At 64.8% G+C, this 16,993-nt stretch carries 16 protein-coding genes; 9 read left to right on the forward strand and 7 right to left on the reverse strand.

Annotated elements, in window-relative coordinates:
- Positions 1-105: 105 nt before the first annotated feature.
- Positions 106-1,488, reverse strand: coding sequence for an FAD-binding oxidoreductase (locus NKI24_RS25845; RefSeq protein WP_352749459.1), 1,383 nt, complete (start codon positions 1,486-1,488; stop codon positions 106-108).
- Positions 1,489-1,714: 226 nt separating this feature from the next.
- Between NKI24_RS25845 and NKI24_RS25850 the strand changes: the two genes are divergently transcribed.
- Positions 1,715-2,722, forward strand: a complete 1,008-nt coding sequence (locus NKI24_RS25850; RefSeq protein ID WP_352452294.1) for an AraC family transcriptional regulator — start codon at positions 1,715-1,717, stop codon at positions 2,720-2,722.
- Positions 2,723-2,845: 123 nt separating this feature from the next.
- Here the strand turns inward: NKI24_RS25850 and efp are convergent, their stop codons facing one another.
- Positions 2,846-3,412 (reverse strand): elongation factor P, encoded by a 567-nt coding sequence (efp, locus tag NKI24_RS25855; RefSeq protein WP_352452293.1) that lies wholly within the window; start codon positions 3,410-3,412, stop codon positions 2,846-2,848.
- Between the two features lie 114 nt (positions 3,413-3,526).
- On the opposite strand from efp, the gene epmA reads away from it, so the two are divergent.
- The 7 genes from epmA to lpxK all read left to right on the forward strand — a co-directional run bounded on the left by epmA (position 3,527) and on the right by lpxK (position 10,330).
- Positions 3,527-4,573, forward strand: a complete 1,047-nt coding sequence (gene epmA, locus NKI24_RS25860; protein ID WP_352749464.1) for an EF-P lysine aminoacylase EpmA — start codon at positions 3,527-3,529, stop codon at positions 4,571-4,573.
- 172 nt (positions 4,574-4,745) lie between these two features.
- Complete coding sequence (locus tag NKI24_RS25865; RefSeq protein WP_352452291.1) at positions 4,746-6,089, forward strand: TldD/PmbA family protein; 1,344 nt, start codon at positions 4,746-4,748, stop codon at positions 6,087-6,089.
- Positions 6,076-6,882, forward strand: a complete 807-nt coding sequence (locus NKI24_RS25870; protein WP_352452290.1) for a 3'(2'),5'-bisphosphate nucleotidase CysQ — start codon at positions 6,076-6,078, stop codon at positions 6,880-6,882. Before NKI24_RS25865 ends, NKI24_RS25870 begins: the two co-directional genes overlap by 14 nt.
- 74 nt (positions 6,883-6,956) lie before the next feature.
- Complete coding sequence (locus NKI24_RS25875; RefSeq protein WP_023674378.1) at positions 6,957-7,202, forward strand: DUF4170 domain-containing protein; 246 nt, start codon at positions 6,957-6,959, stop codon at positions 7,200-7,202.
- Positions 7,203-7,207: 5 nt separating this feature from the next.
- A complete protein-coding gene (locus NKI24_RS25880; RefSeq protein WP_023717166.1) occupies positions 7,208-7,987 on the forward strand; it encodes a lysophospholipid acyltransferase family protein in 780 nt (259 codons plus the stop codon).
- Entirely contained in the window at positions 7,984-9,300 is a 1,317-nt protein-coding gene (waaA, locus tag NKI24_RS25885; RefSeq protein ID WP_352749469.1) for a lipid IV(A) 3-deoxy-D-manno-octulosonic acid transferase, read from the forward strand. The genes NKI24_RS25880 and waaA overlap by 4 nt, the downstream gene beginning before the upstream one ends.
- Before the next feature lies 1 nt (position 9,301).
- Complete coding sequence (gene lpxK, locus NKI24_RS25890) at positions 9,302-10,330, forward strand: tetraacyldisaccharide 4'-kinase (RefSeq protein WP_352452289.1); 1,029 nt, start codon at positions 9,302-9,304, stop codon at positions 10,328-10,330.
- 142 nt (positions 10,331-10,472) lie between these two features.
- Here lpxK and NKI24_RS25895 read toward each other — a convergent pair whose 3' ends face one another.
- From NKI24_RS25895 to NKI24_RS25905, 3 genes are all read right to left on the reverse strand, one after another.
- Entirely contained in the window at positions 10,473-10,892 is a 420-nt protein-coding gene (locus tag NKI24_RS25895; protein WP_352749473.1) for an NUDIX domain-containing protein, read from the reverse strand.
- A 302-nt stretch (positions 10,893-11,194) separates the two neighbouring features.
- On the reverse strand, positions 11,195-11,428 hold the full coding sequence (locus NKI24_RS25900) for a DUF2093 domain-containing protein (RefSeq protein ID WP_031211156.1): 234 nt from the start codon (positions 11,426-11,428) through the stop codon (positions 11,195-11,197).
- A gap of 79 nt (positions 11,429-11,507) precedes the next feature.
- Positions 11,508-12,434 (reverse strand): LysR family transcriptional regulator, encoded by a 927-nt coding sequence (locus NKI24_RS25905; RefSeq protein ID WP_352749476.1) that lies wholly within the window; start codon positions 12,432-12,434, stop codon positions 11,508-11,510.
- Between the two features lie 89 nt (positions 12,435-12,523).
- On the opposite strand from NKI24_RS25905, the gene NKI24_RS25910 reads away from it, so the two are divergent.
- Positions 12,524-13,417, forward strand: a complete 894-nt coding sequence (locus NKI24_RS25910) for a DMT family transporter (RefSeq protein WP_352749479.1) — start codon at positions 12,524-12,526, stop codon at positions 13,415-13,417.
- A 205-nt stretch (positions 13,418-13,622) separates the two neighbouring features.
- Here the strand turns inward: NKI24_RS25910 and mutL are convergent, their stop codons facing one another.
- Together mutL and NKI24_RS25920 are read right to left on the reverse strand one after the other, a co-directional pair.
- Complete coding sequence (gene mutL / locus NKI24_RS25915) at positions 13,623-15,473, reverse strand: DNA mismatch repair endonuclease MutL (RefSeq protein WP_352749482.1); 1,851 nt, start codon at positions 15,471-15,473, stop codon at positions 13,623-13,625.
- 615 nt (positions 15,474-16,088) lie between these two features.
- Positions 16,089-16,991, reverse strand: a complete 903-nt coding sequence (locus NKI24_RS25920; RefSeq protein WP_352749485.1) for a LysR family transcriptional regulator — start codon at positions 16,989-16,991, stop codon at positions 16,089-16,091.
- Positions 16,992-16,993 lie beyond the last annotated feature (2 nt).

Here is a 16,993-nt window from a genome sequence, read left to right on the forward strand (position 1 = left end):
GTATCCCGCTTGCCGGCCAGCGAGCGTCCTGACCGGCAAGCTATCGTACCGGCCGAGCCTTAGCTGGGCCGGCCGGTACGCTTGCCGGCCTGACGAGGGCCGCCGTCAAGCAGCCGGTCGAATGTTTTGGTTCACCCGGAAGAGGTTGTTTGGGTCGTATTTCTTCTTCAGCGTAGCCAGGCGCTCATAGTTGTCGCCATAGGCCGCCTTGAGCCTTGCATCGCCCTCGTCATCCATCATGAAGTTCAGGTAGGCGCCGCCCAGATCGAATGGATGCACGGCCTCCCAGTAGGCCTTGGTCCAGCGTTTCACCGGCCCTGCTTTCTGTGGGTCCGGATCGATCCCGGCGATGACCATCGACCAGGTCGCATCACGGTAATTCCAGGGTGTCTCGTCTTTGCCGACGCGATGGACCGCACCATCGATCGGGTAGAGGTGCATGAGCGATAGCTCGCTCGGCGTCTTCGCCGCCTGCTCGAGATGGGCGTCGATCGCCTCGTCGGACAGCGTCTTGACGAAATCGCCCCGCCAGTACCACTGCATTCCCTTCGGGTAGAGCCCATCGAACATGCTCTGCACCGCGGGATAGGGCATCGTTCCCATCCAGTTGAACCAGGGCGCGGGCAGCGCATCGAGCAGCGGGGCCAGCGCCTCTCTGCCCTTTTCCTCCGGGCCGTTGTAGCAGCACATCAGCAGACACATCCGCTTTCCCCAAAACTCTTCCGGGAAGGGTGCGCTCGAGAGGACGGTCTTGAGCCCGAGAAAGATCCCGAGTTCTTCGGGCGCGTTCGGCAGGAACTCGCGATAATGCTGCATGATGGTGCGGGCGTGGCGCTGATCCCATGCGATCGGCCCCGCAAAGACCATGCTGACCTGGTGGAGCTTGAACACAAAGCTGGTGACGATGCCGAAATTGCCGCCGCCGCCGCGAAGCGCCCAGAACAGGTTGGGGTTCCGCTCCTTGCTGGCGGTGACGAAGCTTCCATCGGCAAGCACGACATCGGCCTCGATCAGATTATCGATGGTCAGGCCATATTTGCGCGTCAGATAGCCATGGCCGCCGCTCAGCGTCAGTCCGGCGACCCCGGTGGTCGAGATGATGCCCGCCGGTACGGCCAGGCCAAAGGCATGGGTGGCATGATCGAGGTCGCCCTGAGTACAGCCCGGGCCTACCCGCGCCGTGCGGGCATCCGGATCGACGCGCACGCCGTTCATCGCCGACAGGTCGATCACCAGACCGTCGTCGCAGCTCCCCAATCCTGGTCCGTTATGGCCGCCGCCACGTACCGCAACCAGCAAATTGTTGTCGCGGCCGAAATTCACCGCTGTGATTACGTCGGCGACGTCGACACAGCGGGCGATGATCAGCGGCCGCTTGTCGATCATGCCGTTGTAGAGCTTGCGGGCCTCGTCATAGCGGGCGTCGCCGGCGCGGATGACTTCGCCTCGCAGGCTTGCTGCGAATTTGGTGATGTCTTCATCGTTCATGGCATTCCTCCCTGCTATTGGACCTGTCGGCCGGCCGATGAAACGCTAATCCCGTCCGCTGTTCCCGCAAATGTCACATCGTCCATTTCTGTTGCCCGATCGTTCAGAGTAGGATTAGACCGGATGGATAGTTGCCCGGGCGGCCATATTGCCGGATAGTTCGAGATGCCTGGCGGAAAAACTCGTTGTCAAAGGGAGTAGCCGATCGTTTCCGGAGGTGTAGTGCATGGATGTCCTTTCCGATGTGCTCCGAGCCGTACGCCTCACCGGTGCGATCTATTTCGACGTCGACGCCAGCTCTCCCTGGGTTGGCGAGTCGCCGGGCACGGCCGACATTGCCGCCGCCGTCATGCCGGAGGCAGAGCACATCATTTCTTTTCATGCCGTGATGTCGGGCTCGTGCTGGGCCGCGCTGGGAGACGATTCGGTGCCGCCGGTGCTCGTGAACGCCGGTGATGTCGTTGTCTTCCCCGGTGGTGTTCCGAACGTCTTGAGCTCCTCGCCGGGGGCGCGGGGCGAGCCCAATATGGCGATGTATTATCGGCCGATAGACGAGAGCCTGCCGTTCGCGGTGATCCATGGTGGCGGCGGAGACGAGCGGACCCGGTTCATTTGCGGGTATCTTGGCTGCGATGCACGTCCCTTCAATCCTCTCCTGGCCGCATTGCCGGCCATCCTGTGTGCCCGCAAGCCCGCCGATGGAAGCAGCTGGGTTATCGACCTTTTTCGGCTGGCGCTGGCCGAAGGTGGCAGTGGGCGGGCGGGCTGTGAAACGATACTCGCCAAGCTGAGCGAGTTGATGTTTGTCGAGATCATCCGCCGCCATCTCGAGACCCTCCCCGACGATTCGCGCGGCTGGCTGTCAGGCCTACGGGATCCACATGTCGGCGAGGCGCTCCGGCTCATCCACGCTCGCCCCAGGGAGGAATGGACATTGGACCGGCTCGCCCGCGAAGTAGGGCTCTCGCGCACGGCGTTTGCGAGCCGCTTTACCCACTATGTCGAGGTCTCGCCGATGCACTATCTTGCTCGCTGGCGTCTGCAACTGGCAGGACGCTTGCTCGAACGCCCCGAAATGAGCATCGCGCAAGCGGGTGCCGAGGTCGGCTACGAGTCGGAAGCCGCCTTCAATCGCGCCTTCAAAAAGTTCGTCGGCATTCCACCTGGCACCTGGCGAAAGGGACGGTCGGCGTTGCTCGAGGCTCAGAAATTGCCCGCTGGCGTCGTGCAATAGGAAAGAACTGGCAGGGCGTTGACGCTTCGGTCTGCGTGCAATGCTCGAAAGCCCCTGGCACAAAGCGGTAGACGATGACCGGCCGCCGCGACGCTTTCGGCGAGGCGTTTCAGGCTTCGCGCCTCAATCCTTCGCGCGCTCGACATAGGCGCCATCGGCCGTCATCACCACCACGCGGGTGCCGGCGCTGATGTGTGGCGGCACCAGGGTGCGCACGCCGTTGGACAGCGTTGCCGGCTTGTAGGACGAGGACGCCGTCTGGCCCTTGGTCACCGGCTCGGTCTCGACCACCTCGAAAGTGGCGCGCTGCGGCAGTACCAGCGAGATGGCGATGTTGTTGTATTGCGAGATCTGCACCGGCATGCCTTCCACCAGATAAGGCGCCATGTCGCCGACCACGCTTTCCGGCACCGCGACCTGGTCGTAGCTCTCCGGATTCATGAAGTGAAAGCCTTCGCCGTCGCGATAGAGGAACGTGTGCTCGCGCTCCTCGACATAGGCGCGCTCGACCTGCTCGGTGGTGCGGTAACGCTCGGAAACCTTTACCCCGTCGGAGATACGCCGCATGTCGAGCTGGGTGACCGGCGTACCCTTGCCAGGATGAATGTTTTCGGCAAAGAGGATCACATAAAGCTTGCCGTCCTTTTCGACGACGTTGCCTTTGCGTAAGGAGCTGGCGATGACCTTCACGGGTTTCCATCCTGATAAAATTTGTTGGCGCAAATCGGCTGGAGAGGCCGTTGCGTGCGGCCTAGCGCATCTTGGCCGCAATCGCCAGCCCTCTGCGCAATTCCCCTGAAGCCGATGACCGCCGCCTCGCCGTGGTGGACGCCGCATGTCCACGCCGACCGCCGGCCGCGGCTGATCCTGCGCAATGCCATTGCCGCCGGGATGCGCGACTGGTTCGCCCGCCGCGACTTCGTCGAGGTGGAGACATCGGCCCTGCAGGTCTCGCCCGGCAATGAAGCGCACCTGTCGGCCTTTGCCACCGAGGCGATCGGGCCGGACGGACAGCGCCAGCCGCTCTACCTCCACACGTCGCCGGAATTCGCCTGCAAGAAGCTGCTTGCGGCCGGCGAGGAGCGCATCTTCAGCCTCGGGGCTGTCTGGCGCAACCGCGAGCGCGGCCCCTTGCACCATCCTGAGTTCACCATGCTCGAATGGTACCGCGTCGGCGAGACCTATGACAGCCTGATGCGCGATTGCGCCGAGCTCGTAGCGCTGGCGGCCGAACGGGCAGGCGCAAAGCGCTTCAGCTTCCGCGGCCGCGAGGCCGACCCGTTTGCCGAGCCGGAACGGTTGAGCGTCGCCGAAGCCTTCATGCGCCATGCCGGCATCGATCTGCTGGCGACGGTTGCAGCCGACGGCAGCACCGACCGCGCGGGGTTGCATGCCGCCCTGATCCAGGCCGGATTGCGGACCGCGCCCGACGACAATTGGGCCGACCTGTTCAGCCGGGTGATGGTCGAAAAAATCGAGCCGGCGCTGGGGCAGGGGCGCAACACCATTCTTTTCGGATATCCGATCTCGGAGGCGGCATTGGCCCGGCCGAGCGCCGACGATCCGCGCACCGCCGAGCGCTTCGAGCTCTATTGCTGCGGCGTCGAACTCGCCAACGCCTTTGGCGAATTGACCGATCCGGCCGAGCAGCGCCTGCGCTTTGCCGCCGAAATGGATGAGAAGCAGCGCGTCTATGGTGAACGCTACCCGATCGACGAGGACTTCCTCGCCGCGCTCGCCATCATGCCGCAGGCGAGCGGCGCCGCGCTCGGCTTCGACCGGCTGGTGATGCTCGCCACCGGCGCGCTCAGAATCGACGACGTGATCTGGACGCCGGTGGCCGCTTCCTGAGGGATTGTCGATCTCGCTCGCCGTTCATCCGTCCGCCTGCGGCCTGCGGTCCTGTTTGGGCGCTTGATGCACCCGGTTTGTCCGCTTCTCCCATTGCAGAAGGCGCATCGGGACAATAGATGGTGCAGCAGCGGCTGCCCTATTGCGGGCCGAAAATAACAGGATCATGCGCATGACCGATACGCTCGACGCAGCGAAACTGACCGATCGCGTCGCGGCCCTGGTCGAGGCTGCCAAACGGGCCGGCGCCGATGCCGCCGATGCCGTTGCGGTACGCGGCCGCTCGACCGGAGTGTCGGTGCGGCTTGGCAAGGTCGAAGGCACAGAGGCGTCCGAGAGCGAGGACGTCTCGCTGCGCGTCTTCGTCGGCAAGCGGGTAGCGAGCGTTTCGGCAACGGCGGCATCCGACCCCAATATGCTGGCCGAGCGCGCCGTCGCCATGGCCAAGGTGTCGCCCGAAGATCCCTATCAAGGCCTCGCTGACCCGGCCTTGCTGGTCAAGACGCCGCGCGACCTCGATCTGTTCGACGCCACCGAGGTGTCGGCCGATCAATTGAAGGAAGCAGCGCTTGCCGCCGAAGCGGCGGCGCTTGCCGTCAAGGGCGTCACCAATTCGGCCGGCAGTGGCGCCAGTGCCGGGCTCGGCGGCCTGGTGCTCGCCACCTCGCACGGCTTCGTCGGCCATTACGTCGCCTCGCGTTTTTCACGCTCGACCAGCGTGATCGCCGGCGAGGGCACCGGCATGGAGCGCGACTACGAATTCTCCTCGCGCCAGCATTTTTCCGATCTCGACGCGCCGGAAGACATAGGCCGCAAGGCCGGTGAGCGCGCTGTACGCCGCATTGGCGCGCGCAAGGCGGCGACCGGGCCGGTCGACGTGGTGTTCGATCCGCGTGTGGCGCGCGGCATTGCCGGCCACCTTGCCGGTGCCATCAATGGCGCCGCGGTCGCGCGCAAGACCAGCTTTCTCCGCGACATGATGGGCAAGAAGGTGGCTTCGGCCGCAATCACCGTCACCGACGAGCCGCTCCGGCGCCGTGGACAGGCCTCGCGCCCGTTCGACGGCGAAGGCGTCGAGGGCGAAAAACTGTTCATGGTCGACAAGGGCGTGCTCAACCACTGGTTCCTGTCGACTTCGGCGGCTCGGGAACTCGGCCTCGTCACCAATGGGCGCGGCTCGCGCAGCGGCTCGTCGGTCTCGCCGTCGTCGACCAATCTCGCCATCGAGCCCGGGGAAAATACGCCGGAAGAGCTGATCAAGTCGCTCAAGACCGGCTTCTACGTCACCGAAGTGTTCGGCCAGGGCGTCGACATGGTGACGGGCGAATATAGCCGCGGCGCTTCCGGCTTCTGGATCGAAAATGGCGAGCTGGCCTATCCCGTCGCCGAGGTGACCATCGCCTCCAATCTGAAGACGATGTTCCTCAACATGGTTCCGGCAAGCGATCTCGACCGCAATTTCGGCACTGCCGCGCCCACGCTTTTGATCGAAGGAATGACCCTTGCCGGAGCTTGACCCGGCCGTCTCGGCCGGCGCTACTGAAGACCTGCAGCTGCTGCGCGATGCCGCCCGCGCGGCGGGGCTCATCGCCATGCAGTACTTCAACAACAATCCGCAGGTGTGGATGAAGGGCGGCACCTCGCCGGTCAGCGAAGCCGATCACGCCGCCGACAAATATCTGCGCGAGACCTTGCTGGCGGCCCGGCCGGATTATGGCTGGCTGTCGGAGGAAACCGTCGACGACCCGGTAAGGCTCGTCGCGCGCCGCACCTTTGTCGTCGATCCGATCGACGGCACGCGCGGCTTCCTCGAAGGGCTGCCCACATGGTGCGTCAGCGTCGCTGTGGTCGAGAACGGCCGAACGCTTGCCGGCGTGCTCGACTGCCCGGCGAAGGGCGAAATCTATTGGGCGCTGCCCGGCGAGGGCGCGTTCCTGAATGGCAGGCGCATCAGCGTGCGTCCGCCGTCGGAAACGGCCGAAATCGCCGGACCGAAGGCGATGATCGACCTGATGCCGGCGAAATGGCACAAACGGCTGAAGCGCGTGCTCTATATTCCTTCGCTCGCCTACCGGCTGGCGATGATCGCCGGCGGCCAGCTCGATGCCACCTTCGTCAAGGCCAACGCGCATGACTGGGACATCGCCGCGGCCGATCTCATCCTGCGCGAGGCAGGCGGCGCCTTGCTCGATCGGCATGGCCGCGCGCCGCTCTATGCCGGCGAAGTGATCCGTCACGGACCGCTCGCCGCCGGCAGCGGCGAACTCCTCGCCGTGCTCGCCGGCGTCATCGCCGGGCTGGACAATTGACCACTATCAATAGTTCCAAAGTCGGCGGCTTTGGTCTAGACCTGTCCCAAACTCACGATATGTGAAGGATCGACATGGCCGCTGAAGACGGAAAGAAACAGCTTTTGCACCTGGTGTTCGGCGGCGAACTCAAGAAGCTGGGCGGCACCGAATTCCGCGATCTCGACGCGCTCGATATTGTCGGCATCTATCCGGACTATCAATCGGCGCACGCCGTCTGGAAGGCCAAGGCGCAAGCTAGCGTCGACAATGCCCATATGCGCTATTTCGTCGTTCACCTGCACCGCCTGCTCGACCCCGAAAACAAGGCTGTCGGTTGACATCGATGAACCATGAAGCGGTCAAGCGATCAGCCCCGCGGTCGGCGGTCAGACGTCGCAAGCCGAAGACGTTCTGGCGCAAGATCCGCGAACCGCTGGCGCAGTCGCGATTCGTCAAGAATGCGCTTGCCGCGCTGTTTGCGTATTTCGTCCGCCTTGTCCGCTTGACCAACCGCATGGTTGACGGATCGGCCAAGTTTTCCGGCGGTGCCTATGCGCAGCTCGAGCCTGGCATAATCGCGCTCTGGCACGGCCAGCACCTGCTGACCCCGGCCTACTATCCCAAGGGACGGCCGCTGGTTGCCATGGTATCGCGCAGCGCCGATGCCGAGCTCAACGCGCTGATGGTCGAGAAATTCGGCATCGAGGCGGTGCGCGGCTCTGGCGGGCGCGAAAGCGCAAGGCATCTCGACAAGGGCGGGGCCAAGGCGCTCATCGCCCTCAAAAAGTCGCTCGCCACCGGCAAGAATGTCGCCATGATTGCTGATATTCCCCACGGCACGCCGCGCGATGCGGGGCTCGGCGTCGTCCTTCTGGCGCGGCTGTCCGGCCGGCCGATCCTGCCTGCCGCGATAGCCACCAGCCGCCGCAAGGTGATCGAGGGCAGCTGGGACAAGACGACGATCAACTTGCCCTTCGGCCGCTCCTCGATTGTCGTCGGCACGCCTGTCTTCGTGCCGGCCAACGCCGACGCCGCGGAAATGGAACGCAAGCGCCAGGAGGTCACGGCCTCGCTCAATGCCGCGACCGCCGAGGCCTATCGCCTTGTGGACGGTTCGAAATGAGTATGCGCTGGGCCCGCGCCTTCCTGACGGCCTACCGCTTCGCCGGGGCCGCCGCTTACCCGCTGGTCGGACCTTACGTCGCCTGGCGCACTTCCAGAGGCAAGGAGGACCGCATTCGCCGGCGTGAACGCTACGGCGTCGCCGGACGCGAGCGTCCCGAAGGCCCGGTGATCTGGATCCATGCAGCCAGCGTCGGCGAGACCATCGCCGTCGTGCCGCTGGTCGAGAGCATTCTCGATTACGGCGTCAACATCGTGCTGACCACGGGCACGGTCACCTCGGCGCAGGTCGCCGAAGAACGGCTGGGCGACCGCATCATCCACCAATATGTGCCGCTCGACCTCAAGCCGGCGGTCAGCCGCTTCCTCGACCATTGGCAGCCGGACCTGGCGATCATCGCCGAATCGGAGATCTGGCCGATGACCATCCTGGAACTCGGCGCCCGCCGCGTGCCGCAGGTTCTGGTCAACGGCAGGCTGTCCGACCGCTCCTTCAAGTCCTGGAAGAAGCGCGCCAACATTGCCGAAGCATTGTTCGAAAATCTTGCCCATGTCGTCGCCCAGTCGGATCTCGATGGCGAGCGCTTCCTGTCGCTCGGCGCCCGGCCGGTCACTGTATCCGGCAATCTCAAGGTCGACACCGCGCCGCCGCCGGCCGACGAACGGGCGTTGGCGGCGCTGAAACGCCAGATCGGCGGTCGCCCGACCTGGGCGGCGATCTCGACCCATGACGGCGAAGAGGCGGTCGCCGCCGAAGTTCACGCCATGCTGCACAAGCGCCACCACGGGCTTTTGACGATCATCGTGCCGCGCCATCCCGATCGCGCCGGGCAGCTGGCCGCCCAGATTTCCGGCATGGGCCTGAAGCTGGCGCAGCGCAGCAAGGCCGACAGGATCACCGCCGACACCGATATTCTGCTCGGCGACACGATCGGCGAGATGGGGCTTTATCTGAGGCTGACGGAAATTGCCTTTGTCGGCCGTTCGCTGACTTCCGAGGGCGGCCAGAACCCGCTGGAACCAGCCATGCTGGAGACAGCGGTGCTTGCCGGCCGCAACGTCCAGAATTTTCGCGAGGCCTATCAGCGCCTGCTCGATAGCGGCGGCGCCAAGCTGGTGCGCGACCGCGATATGCTGGCCGGCGCCGTCAATTTCCTTTTGACCAACGAGGCGGCCCGCCATGAGATGATGGCGGCGGGTGCGGCGACGGTCGACGAGATGCGCGGTGCGCTGGCGCATACGCTCAGGTCGCTCGAGCCCTATATCCAGCCGCTGGTCGTCAAGTCGCGCCTGAAGGGCGCGAACGGGCGCTGACGTGACCTCGGAAGCGCCACCCTTCTGGTGGGAAGAGCCGGACTGGCGGGTCACGGCGCTGTCGCCGCTTTCCGCCATCTATGCGCTTGTCGCCGGTCGCCGCATGCGGCACGCGCCGCGCGAAAAGGTCGAGGCGCCGGTGCTCTGCGTCGGCAACTTCACCGTCGGCGGCACCGGCAAGACGCCGGTGGCGATCGCGCTGGCCGAGCAGGCCAGGCGCATGCAGCTCAATCCGGGTTTCCTGTCGCGCGGCCATGGCGGCTCCTTCGCGCAGCCGCATATCGTCGATCCCCACCATGACGCCGCCAAGCATGTCGGCGACGAGCCGCTGCTTCTGGCCGAACATGCGCCGGTCGCGGTGACGCCGAACCGGGCCGCCGGCGCCAGGCTTCTGCTGGACAAGCTCGGCTGCGATTTCCTGATCATGGATGACGGTTTTCAGAGCGCGCGCATCCACATCGACTATGCGCTGGTCGTCGTCGACGCGCGCCATGGCATCGGCAATGGCCGCGTCATCCCCGGCGGACCGCTGCGGGCGAACATCGTCGACCAGCTGGTCTTCACCAGCGCGTTGCTGAAGATGGGCGAGGGCACCGCGGCCGATACGGTCGTGCGGCAGGCAGCGCGCGCCGGCAGGCCGATCTTCGAGGCGCATACCGCGCCGAGCAGCAAGATGACGCTGGCCGGCAGGCGGTTCCTGGCGTTCGCCGGCATCGGTCATCCCGATAAGTTTTTCGACACCGTAAGCGAGGCCGGGGGCGAGCTTGCGCTGACCCGACCATTTCCTGACCATCATTTCTACACTGCGGACGAGCTTGCCGAATTGGCGGCGACAGCACGTAAAGCCGGGCTTGGCCTCATTACCACCGCGAAGGACGCTGCCCGCCTGCGTCACGGCGCAGCACCGCCGGAATTCCTCGACGGGCTCGATGTGCTGAAGATCGACACCGTCTTCGAGCTCGACCATGTGCCGCAACGCATCATCGACGAGACGCTGGATGCCTGGCGGCAGCGCAGGCTGAGGGGCTGACCAGCAGCTTGAGCACCGAGGCGATGTAGGACTGGAATTTGCAGCTTTCCGCTGGTCGCGGCATATTTTGTTTCGATCAACCTGATCGAAGATCTGCTGCTGTGGCGCTGATCCGGCGACGTCATCTCCCCGATGTCATCTACTATCCGGTGCATGCGGTCACGATGCCTTCCAGTGACCTGAAGATCGAACGGTATTGCGGCAAAGCGAGGTCAGGCAAAGCGCAGGCCGTCTCAACATCGAACCAACGGAGCTCGGTATGCTCATCACCCCGCATCTCCGGATCGCCGCCGGCCCACTCCGTGATAACAAAGAAATGAAGCCGGCCGGGTCCAACTTCGGGTGAAGACTCGACGAACCCTCCGATTGGTATGAAGCCCGTCGGCGTTACGCCAACTTCCTCTCGCACTTCCCGAACGAGCGCATCCTCTGGCCTTTCCGCGCCCTCAAGATGTCCCCCAATCACATCCCAGCAGCTTGCATAGGACCGACGATGCGGAGACCTCCGCCCAAGCAACAAGGTGCCATCGCGGACCAGGATGGCACAGGCGACTTCGCGCATCCCTTGAACACCTTCGTCGTCGTGGTTAGGCCGTGCTTTCTCACCCTAAGATCACAACAGATTGTCGACAAGCACAACTCGCGCGACGCCTCAGGCCGGACGCTTACTTTTGTTCTTGCTTTGTGCCGGCAGCTATGCTACTAATTCGGCTATGGTGATGATTCACCGAGACCCGCCCTCGAGCCCCGAGGCGGGTTTTTTATTTCAAGATAACCTCTAAGGTTTCGGTGTCGCCGGCTTGACGTCGCGGCAGGAGGCGGCGCGCGAAGGATCGCAACGGGGCGGCTTCCATTTGCGCTGGACTAGCGTCGGCGGCGCAGTTCCGGATGCGCTTCGATCTCGCGGCGCAGCGAGGCAGCGGCGTTCACATAGGGTTCCTGCCTGGCGACACTCCAGTATTTGAGCTCGTCGAGCGGGATGCTCTCGCCGGTCACCGCGCAGCGCACGAAGGCGCCGGGGCTGGTCACCTGGAAGTCGCCGTCGAGATAGCGGATGCGGGCTTCCTTGCCGCCGGGTCCTTCGAAACGGTTCATCATGGGGTGGTGCCGAAATTCATGACGATGTCATCGCCACAAATTGCGGCGAGGTCAAGCCGGCAAAGCGGATGCCGGCATCTCATTCCTCGGCCGTGATAAACTGCTCGATCTTCTCCGCTGCCAGCCCGGCCTGGACGGCGATGCGCCGGGCGAGTTCGGCGGCGGCGGCGCGCGGGCGCTCCAGCGGCCGGTCGAGCCAGTAGGATATCGGGCTTAGCGCACTGCGCTCGTCTACGGCGACGATGCGGCCCGATTTCAATTGGTCCACCGTCAACGGCGGACGTGCCAGCGCAATACCGAGCCCGTGCGCGGCGGCGTCGAGCACGAGGTTGTAGTCCTCGAAACGGCGGTCGTGCGGCCGCGGCCGATAGTCCATCTCCTGCGCCGCAAACCAGGCGCGCCAGGCCGAAGCGTCGGAATCGTTGATCACCGGAAATTTGAGCAGCCGGGCAGGATCTCCGCGGCCGATCTCCTTGGCCAATTCCGGCGAGGCGACCGGGAACACATATTCTTCGAAAAGCTGCACCGAGATCCGGCCCGGAATGCGGCCGCGCCCGCAGCGGATCGACAGGTCGATGCCCTCGTCGGCAAGATCGCCTTGGCGGATGTCAACGTCGAGCACTATACGCAGCTTGGACGGGTGGTTCTCCAGCGCCGCCATGCGCGGCATCAGCCACAGCCCGCTGACCGAGGGGATCGAGGTCAGCCGCACCACCGCCGTGCCGCGCGGCTCGACCCAACGGTCCGAATTGCTGGCGATCAGGGCAAAGGCTTCGGTGGTGCGCAGATGCAGGCGATTGCCCTCGACGGTCAGCGAGACGCCGCGGGCGCCGCGATCGAAGACTTTCAGCCCAAGCCAGCCCTCGAGCTTGGCGATCTGCCGGCTGACGGCGCCGTGGGTGATGTTGAGCTTCTCGGCCGCCGCCGAAAAGCTGCCGGTCCGAGCCGCGGCGTCGAAGGCGCGCAGCGTTTCGAGCGGCAGCATCGGGTCTAAGCTGTGATCCATAGTCACAGGTGATCCTTGATTTGTTCGTTTGTCAACCGACCCGCAATAGCGTTTCTCTACTTCATGGCATGGATCGCGAGGACACCCAGATGAGCGCTTACACCGGCACGTTGAATACGACACAGCGCATGGATGCCACGGCGGCCATCGCGGTGGCGCTGACGGTGGTCGGCTGGGCCTCCGCCTTTCCGGCGATCCGCGCCGGCCTTGCCGCTTTCGGGCCGCTGGAACTTGGCGCGCTGCGCTTTGCCATCGCCGCGGTTCCGGCGGCGATCTTCCTCGCGGTCAAGCGGCCGGCATTGCCCAGGCTCGATGAATTCTGGCGCTTTGTCTTCGGTGGTGCCGTCTTCGTCGCACTCTACACGGTGATGCTCAATTTCGGCGAGCTGACCGTTTCGGCCGGTGCGGCCGGCTTCATCATCAATGTCAGCCCGATCTTCACCGCCATCATGGCCATGGCGCTGCTCGGCGAACGCTTCTCGGGCCTGGCCTGGGCCGGCACGTTCCTGTCCTTCGCCGGTATCGGCATCATCGCCATGGGCGAGGGGCAAGGGCTGCATTTCAACAATGGTGCGCTGCTTGTCCTCGGCTCGGCGCTGTGCTCGGCCGTCAACACCATCGTCCAGAAGCCGCTGTTTGCCCGCCATCACCCGCTGACGATCTCGGCCTCGAACATGGTGCTTGGCGCGCTCTGCCTGTCGCCGTTCCTGCCGAGCGGTCTGGCGCAGGCGGCGGTCGCCGATGCGGCCGGGCTCGGCGCCGTCATCTTTCTCGGCATCGTGCCCAGCCTGATCGCCTATGCCGCATGGGCAACAGCGCTTTCCCGGCTGCCCGCGGCGCGTGCCTCGAACTTCCTCTATCTGGTGTCGCCGATGGCGACGCTGATCGGCTTCTTCTGGCTGGGCGAGGTGCCGACGCTGCTCGGCATCTTCGGCGGCGCGCTGGCGCTGGGCGGCGTCATTGTGGTGAATTTGAAGAGATGAGCAAAGGGTTTGGGGCTGTGCCTGACTCGAAAAGAGCCGCTGTACAGCGGCTCTTTTCGTACCCCCACCCCGCTGCTTCGCAGCGACCCTCCCCACAAGGGCGAGGGTAAGCTCCTCGCGAGGCGTCGGCGGATAGGCTCCCTACCTCCCCCTTGTGGGGAGGTCGGACCGACGGTCCGGGTGGGGGCTGCGCCCTGCGAGTTTCTTATCGCCGCCCGAACAACCGCTCAATATCCGCCAGCTTGAGCTCGATATAGGTCGGGCGGCCATGGTTGCAGGTGCCGGAGCCCGGCGTCGCCTCCATCTGGCGCAGCAGCGCGTTCATCTCTTCCGGCTTGAGCAGCCGCCCGGAGCGCACCGAGCCGTGGCAGGCCATGGTCGCGGCTATTTTGTCCAGCCGCTCCTTCAGCGTGTCGACCGTATCGTTGTCGGCGATCTCGTCGGCGAGATCGCGCACCAGCTGCTGGACGTTGGTCTCGCCGAGCATCGACGGCGTCTCGCGCACCGCGACGGCGCCGGGGCCGAAGCGCTCGATGCCGAGGCCGAAGCGGGCCAGCGTCTCGGAATGCCTGGCAAGCCGCTCGGCATCCTCTTCCGGCAGATCGACAATCTCGGGCAACAGCAGCATCTGCGACGGCACCGCGCGTGAGTGGAGGGCGTTCTTCAAGGCCTCGTAGACCAGCCGCTCATGCGCCGCATGCTGGTCGACGATGACAAGCGAATCCCTGGTCTGGGCGACGATATAATTCTCGTGCACTTGCGCGCGCGCCGCGCCCAGCGCCGTGCCGAGCAGCGTTTCCGCCGCTTCGTTTTGCCCGGCGCGCGCATCGGCGCTGTGCAGCGGCCCGGCGTCGAAGGCCGCCTGCTCGTCCTCGCCGAAGCCGTCGCCCATGTCGAGCGGCCGCTGCGGCGAACGGGCAGGATCGAACCCGGAAAAGCCCGATGCCCGATAGGCGGCCTCGTAGCTGCGGTGACCGTTGGCCGGGCCACCATGCGCATAGGATGCGGCGCCTGGCCGGAACGCCGCCATCATGCCGGCGGCCCCGGTGGTGGCGGCGCGGATGCCGGCATTGGCCAGCGCTTCGTGGATAGCGCCGACGATCAGCCCGCGCACCAGCCCCGGGTCGCGGAAGCGCACGTCTGCCTTGGCCGGATGGACATTGACATCGACGATCACCGGATCGAGCGTCAGGAACAGCACGGTGACGGCATGGCGGTCGCGCGGCAGCACGTCAGCGAAGGCGCCGCGAATGGCGCCGGCGATCAGTTTGTCACGCACCGGGCGGCCATTGACATAAGCGTATTGCTGCAGCGCGTTGGCGCGGGTGAAGGAGGGGACCGAGACATGGCCGGCGAGATGCACGCCGTCCCGCATCGCGTCGATGGCGATCGCATTGTCGGGAAAGTCGGCGCCCATCACCTGCGCCACCCGGCGCAGCCGGCCTTCCGGGCTGTCGTCGGTCGCCGGCAGTTCCAGCGTCGAGCGGTCCGGGCCGGCCAAGGTGAAGCGCACGGCGGGGAAGGCGATGGCGATGCGCTTGACCACGTCGCCGATGGCCGAGCTTTCGGCGCGCTCGCCCTTCATGAATTTGAGCCTTGCGGGCGTGGCGAAGAACAGGTCGCGCACCTCGACCGTGGTGCCGCGATTGGCCGCCGCCGGCCTGACCGCGGAGACGCGGCCGCCGTCGATGCCGATCTCGGCGGCGTTTTCACTGGACGCGGTGCGCGAGCGGATCGACAGCCGCGCCACCGAGCCGATCGACGGCAAGGCCTCGCCGCGGAAGCCGAGCGAGCGGATGTCGTGAATGTCGTCGGCGAGCTTGGAGGTGCAATGGCGCGCAATCGCCAGCGCCAGTTCCTTTTCCGGAATGCCCGAGCCGTCGTCGCTGACGCGGATCAGGTTCAGCCCGCCGCCGGCGGTGACGATCTCGACTCTGGCAGCGCCTGCATCCAGCGCGTTCTCGACCAGTTCCTTGACCACGCTTGCCGGACGCTCGATGACTTCGCCGGCGGCGATCTGGTTGATCATCGTTTCGGAAAGCTGGCGGATGGGCATGGGGCACTATAGGCGGATTCGTGGTCGATGCGGGAGAGGGAGAATAGCGTTGACCGTTGCAAGGCAGTGAGACTGCTCCGTTGCTCCGCCAGAGGGGGGTGCTGTCCGGGTGCTGTCCCGCCACGATATAGAGATAGGAATATTGTTGAAGTGAGTGGGCTTGGCCCCCAATTGACTTATTAGAATTAGTCGGACGAAGGCCAAAATCCGAAGCGAATGGCCGTTGGAGGCGACATTTGGACGTCATCCTAGATTACTTGATGGTAAATTTCGCTCGATGGATACAGCGTCGAAAGAGTCGTATTGCGAGAATAATTTGGTTTACTATTTGGACGGTTATTTCGATATTGCTAACAGTTTTTCTATTTTATCTCCTGTATATTCGAAACCTGACCATATAGTTTCGTGTTTCTACCACTGCGCCGCAGGTGCCGCCGCAGGCTTGATCGCGGACACCCTCGATGCGGATCTCGGGGGCACTGTCGCCCAATGCGAGGCGCGAGCGGATCGACAGCGGCGCTGCCGAGCCGATCGACGAAGCCTCGCCTCGAACGGCTTGCGCTTGCGTCGAGTCGTTCTCGAGGAAATCCACGCAGCCGACCGCGGCCGTGCACTTCAAGTCATGAGCTTGGGCAGCGCTGCCGACAGTGCATCGGCGGCAAGGCGGACTTTCATCGGCAGATGACGCGTCTGCAACCACAGGGCATGAACGTCGTAGAGAAACCGGGATTGTTCCGGCAATAGCAGGACAAGCGCGCCCACCTGGATGCGCTGGCGAACCAGCCAGTATGGCAGCCAGGCGAGCCCCATGCCGGCGGCCGCGGCATCGGCGATGGCATCGAGATCGTCGAGCCGTAATCTGCTGATGGGCCTGACCTCAATCGCGGGCAGGCCATTGCGCGGAAACAGCCACGGCTGAACGGCACGCCCGGAACGGCGGTAGATGATCGCGTGATGGCTGCCGAGGTCATCGATTTCATGTGGCTCGCCGTGCCGGTCGAGATAGGACGGCGACGCGCAGACGACCATGTGCTGGCGCGCGATGCGACGCGCCATTACCCCGGCCTGGTCCTCCAGGTCGCCCGTTCTAATGGCAAGATCGCAGCCGTCCTCTGCGAGATCGGCGATGGTGTCGCTGAACGACAGGTCAAGTTCCAGCGCCGGATATTGCTGCGCAAGCCCGAACAGGATCGGGGCAACGCAGCGCCGGCCGAAATGCACCGGCATGAGGACACGCAGTTTTCCGCGCGGTTCGGCAAGCTGGTCGGCGGCGAGTGCATCCGCGGCCTCCGCTTCGGCAAGCACCAACCGGCAGCGTTCATAATAGGCGCGCCCGAAATCGGTCAGGCTTTGGCGGCGCGTCGTCCGGTTGATGAGGCGCACGCTCAGGCGCTCCTCGAGAAACCGGACATGCTTGCCGACCATCGGCCCGGACAGATCGAGAGCCGCCGCCGCGGCTGCGAACGAGCCCAGGTCGACGGCTTTGACGAACACGGCCATGCTCGTAAGGCGATCCATAT

This window comes from Mesorhizobium sp. M0701 (genome assembly GCF_040320365.1).
Taxonomy (GTDB): domain Bacteria; phylum Pseudomonadota; class Alphaproteobacteria; order Rhizobiales; family Rhizobiaceae; genus Mesorhizobium.

Bases quoted from the DNA above. Each gene is read 5' to 3' on its own strand.
- waaA (WP_352749469.1), top strand. From the start codon at position 7,984: ATGAGTATGCGCTGGGCCCGCGCCTTCCTGACGGCCTACCGCTTCGCC.
- mutL (WP_352749482.1), bottom strand. From the start codon at position 15,473: ATGCCCATCCGCCAGCTTTCCGAAACGATGATCAACCAGATCGCCGCC.
- NKI24_RS25845 (WP_352749459.1), bottom strand. From the start codon at position 1,488: ATGAACGATGAAGACATCACCAAATTCGCAGCAAGCCTGCGAGGCGAA.
- NKI24_RS25895 (WP_352749473.1), bottom strand. From the start codon at position 10,892: ATGCGCGAAGTCGCCTGTGCCATCCTGGTCCGCGATGGCACCTTGTTG.
- NKI24_RS25905 (WP_352749476.1), bottom strand. From the start codon at position 12,434: ATGGATCACAGCTTAGACCCGATGCTGCCGCTCGAAACGCTGCGCGCC.
- NKI24_RS25910 (WP_352749479.1), top strand. From the start codon at position 12,524: ATGAGCGCTTACACCGGCACGTTGAATACGACACAGCGCATGGATGCC.
- NKI24_RS25875 (WP_023674378.1), top strand. From the start codon at position 6,957: ATGGCCGCTGAAGACGGAAAGAAACAGCTTTTGCACCTGGTGTTCGGC.
- NKI24_RS25920 (WP_352749485.1), bottom strand. From the start codon at position 16,991: ATGGATCGCCTTACGAGCATGGCCGTGTTCGTCAAAGCCGTCGACCTG.
- NKI24_RS25880 (WP_023717166.1), top strand. From the start codon at position 7,208: ATGAACCATGAAGCGGTCAAGCGATCAGCCCCGCGGTCGGCGGTCAGA.
- NKI24_RS25900 (WP_031211156.1), bottom strand. From the start codon at position 11,428: ATGATGAACCGTTTCGAAGGACCCGGCGGCAAGGAAGCCCGCATCCGC.
- NKI24_RS25850 (WP_352452294.1), top strand. From the start codon at position 1,715: ATGGATGTCCTTTCCGATGTGCTCCGAGCCGTACGCCTCACCGGTGCG.
- epmA (WP_352749464.1), top strand. From the start codon at position 3,527: ATGACCGCCGCCTCGCCGTGGTGGACGCCGCATGTCCACGCCGACCGC.
- NKI24_RS25865 (WP_352452291.1), top strand. From the start codon at position 4,746: ATGACCGATACGCTCGACGCAGCGAAACTGACCGATCGCGTCGCGGCC.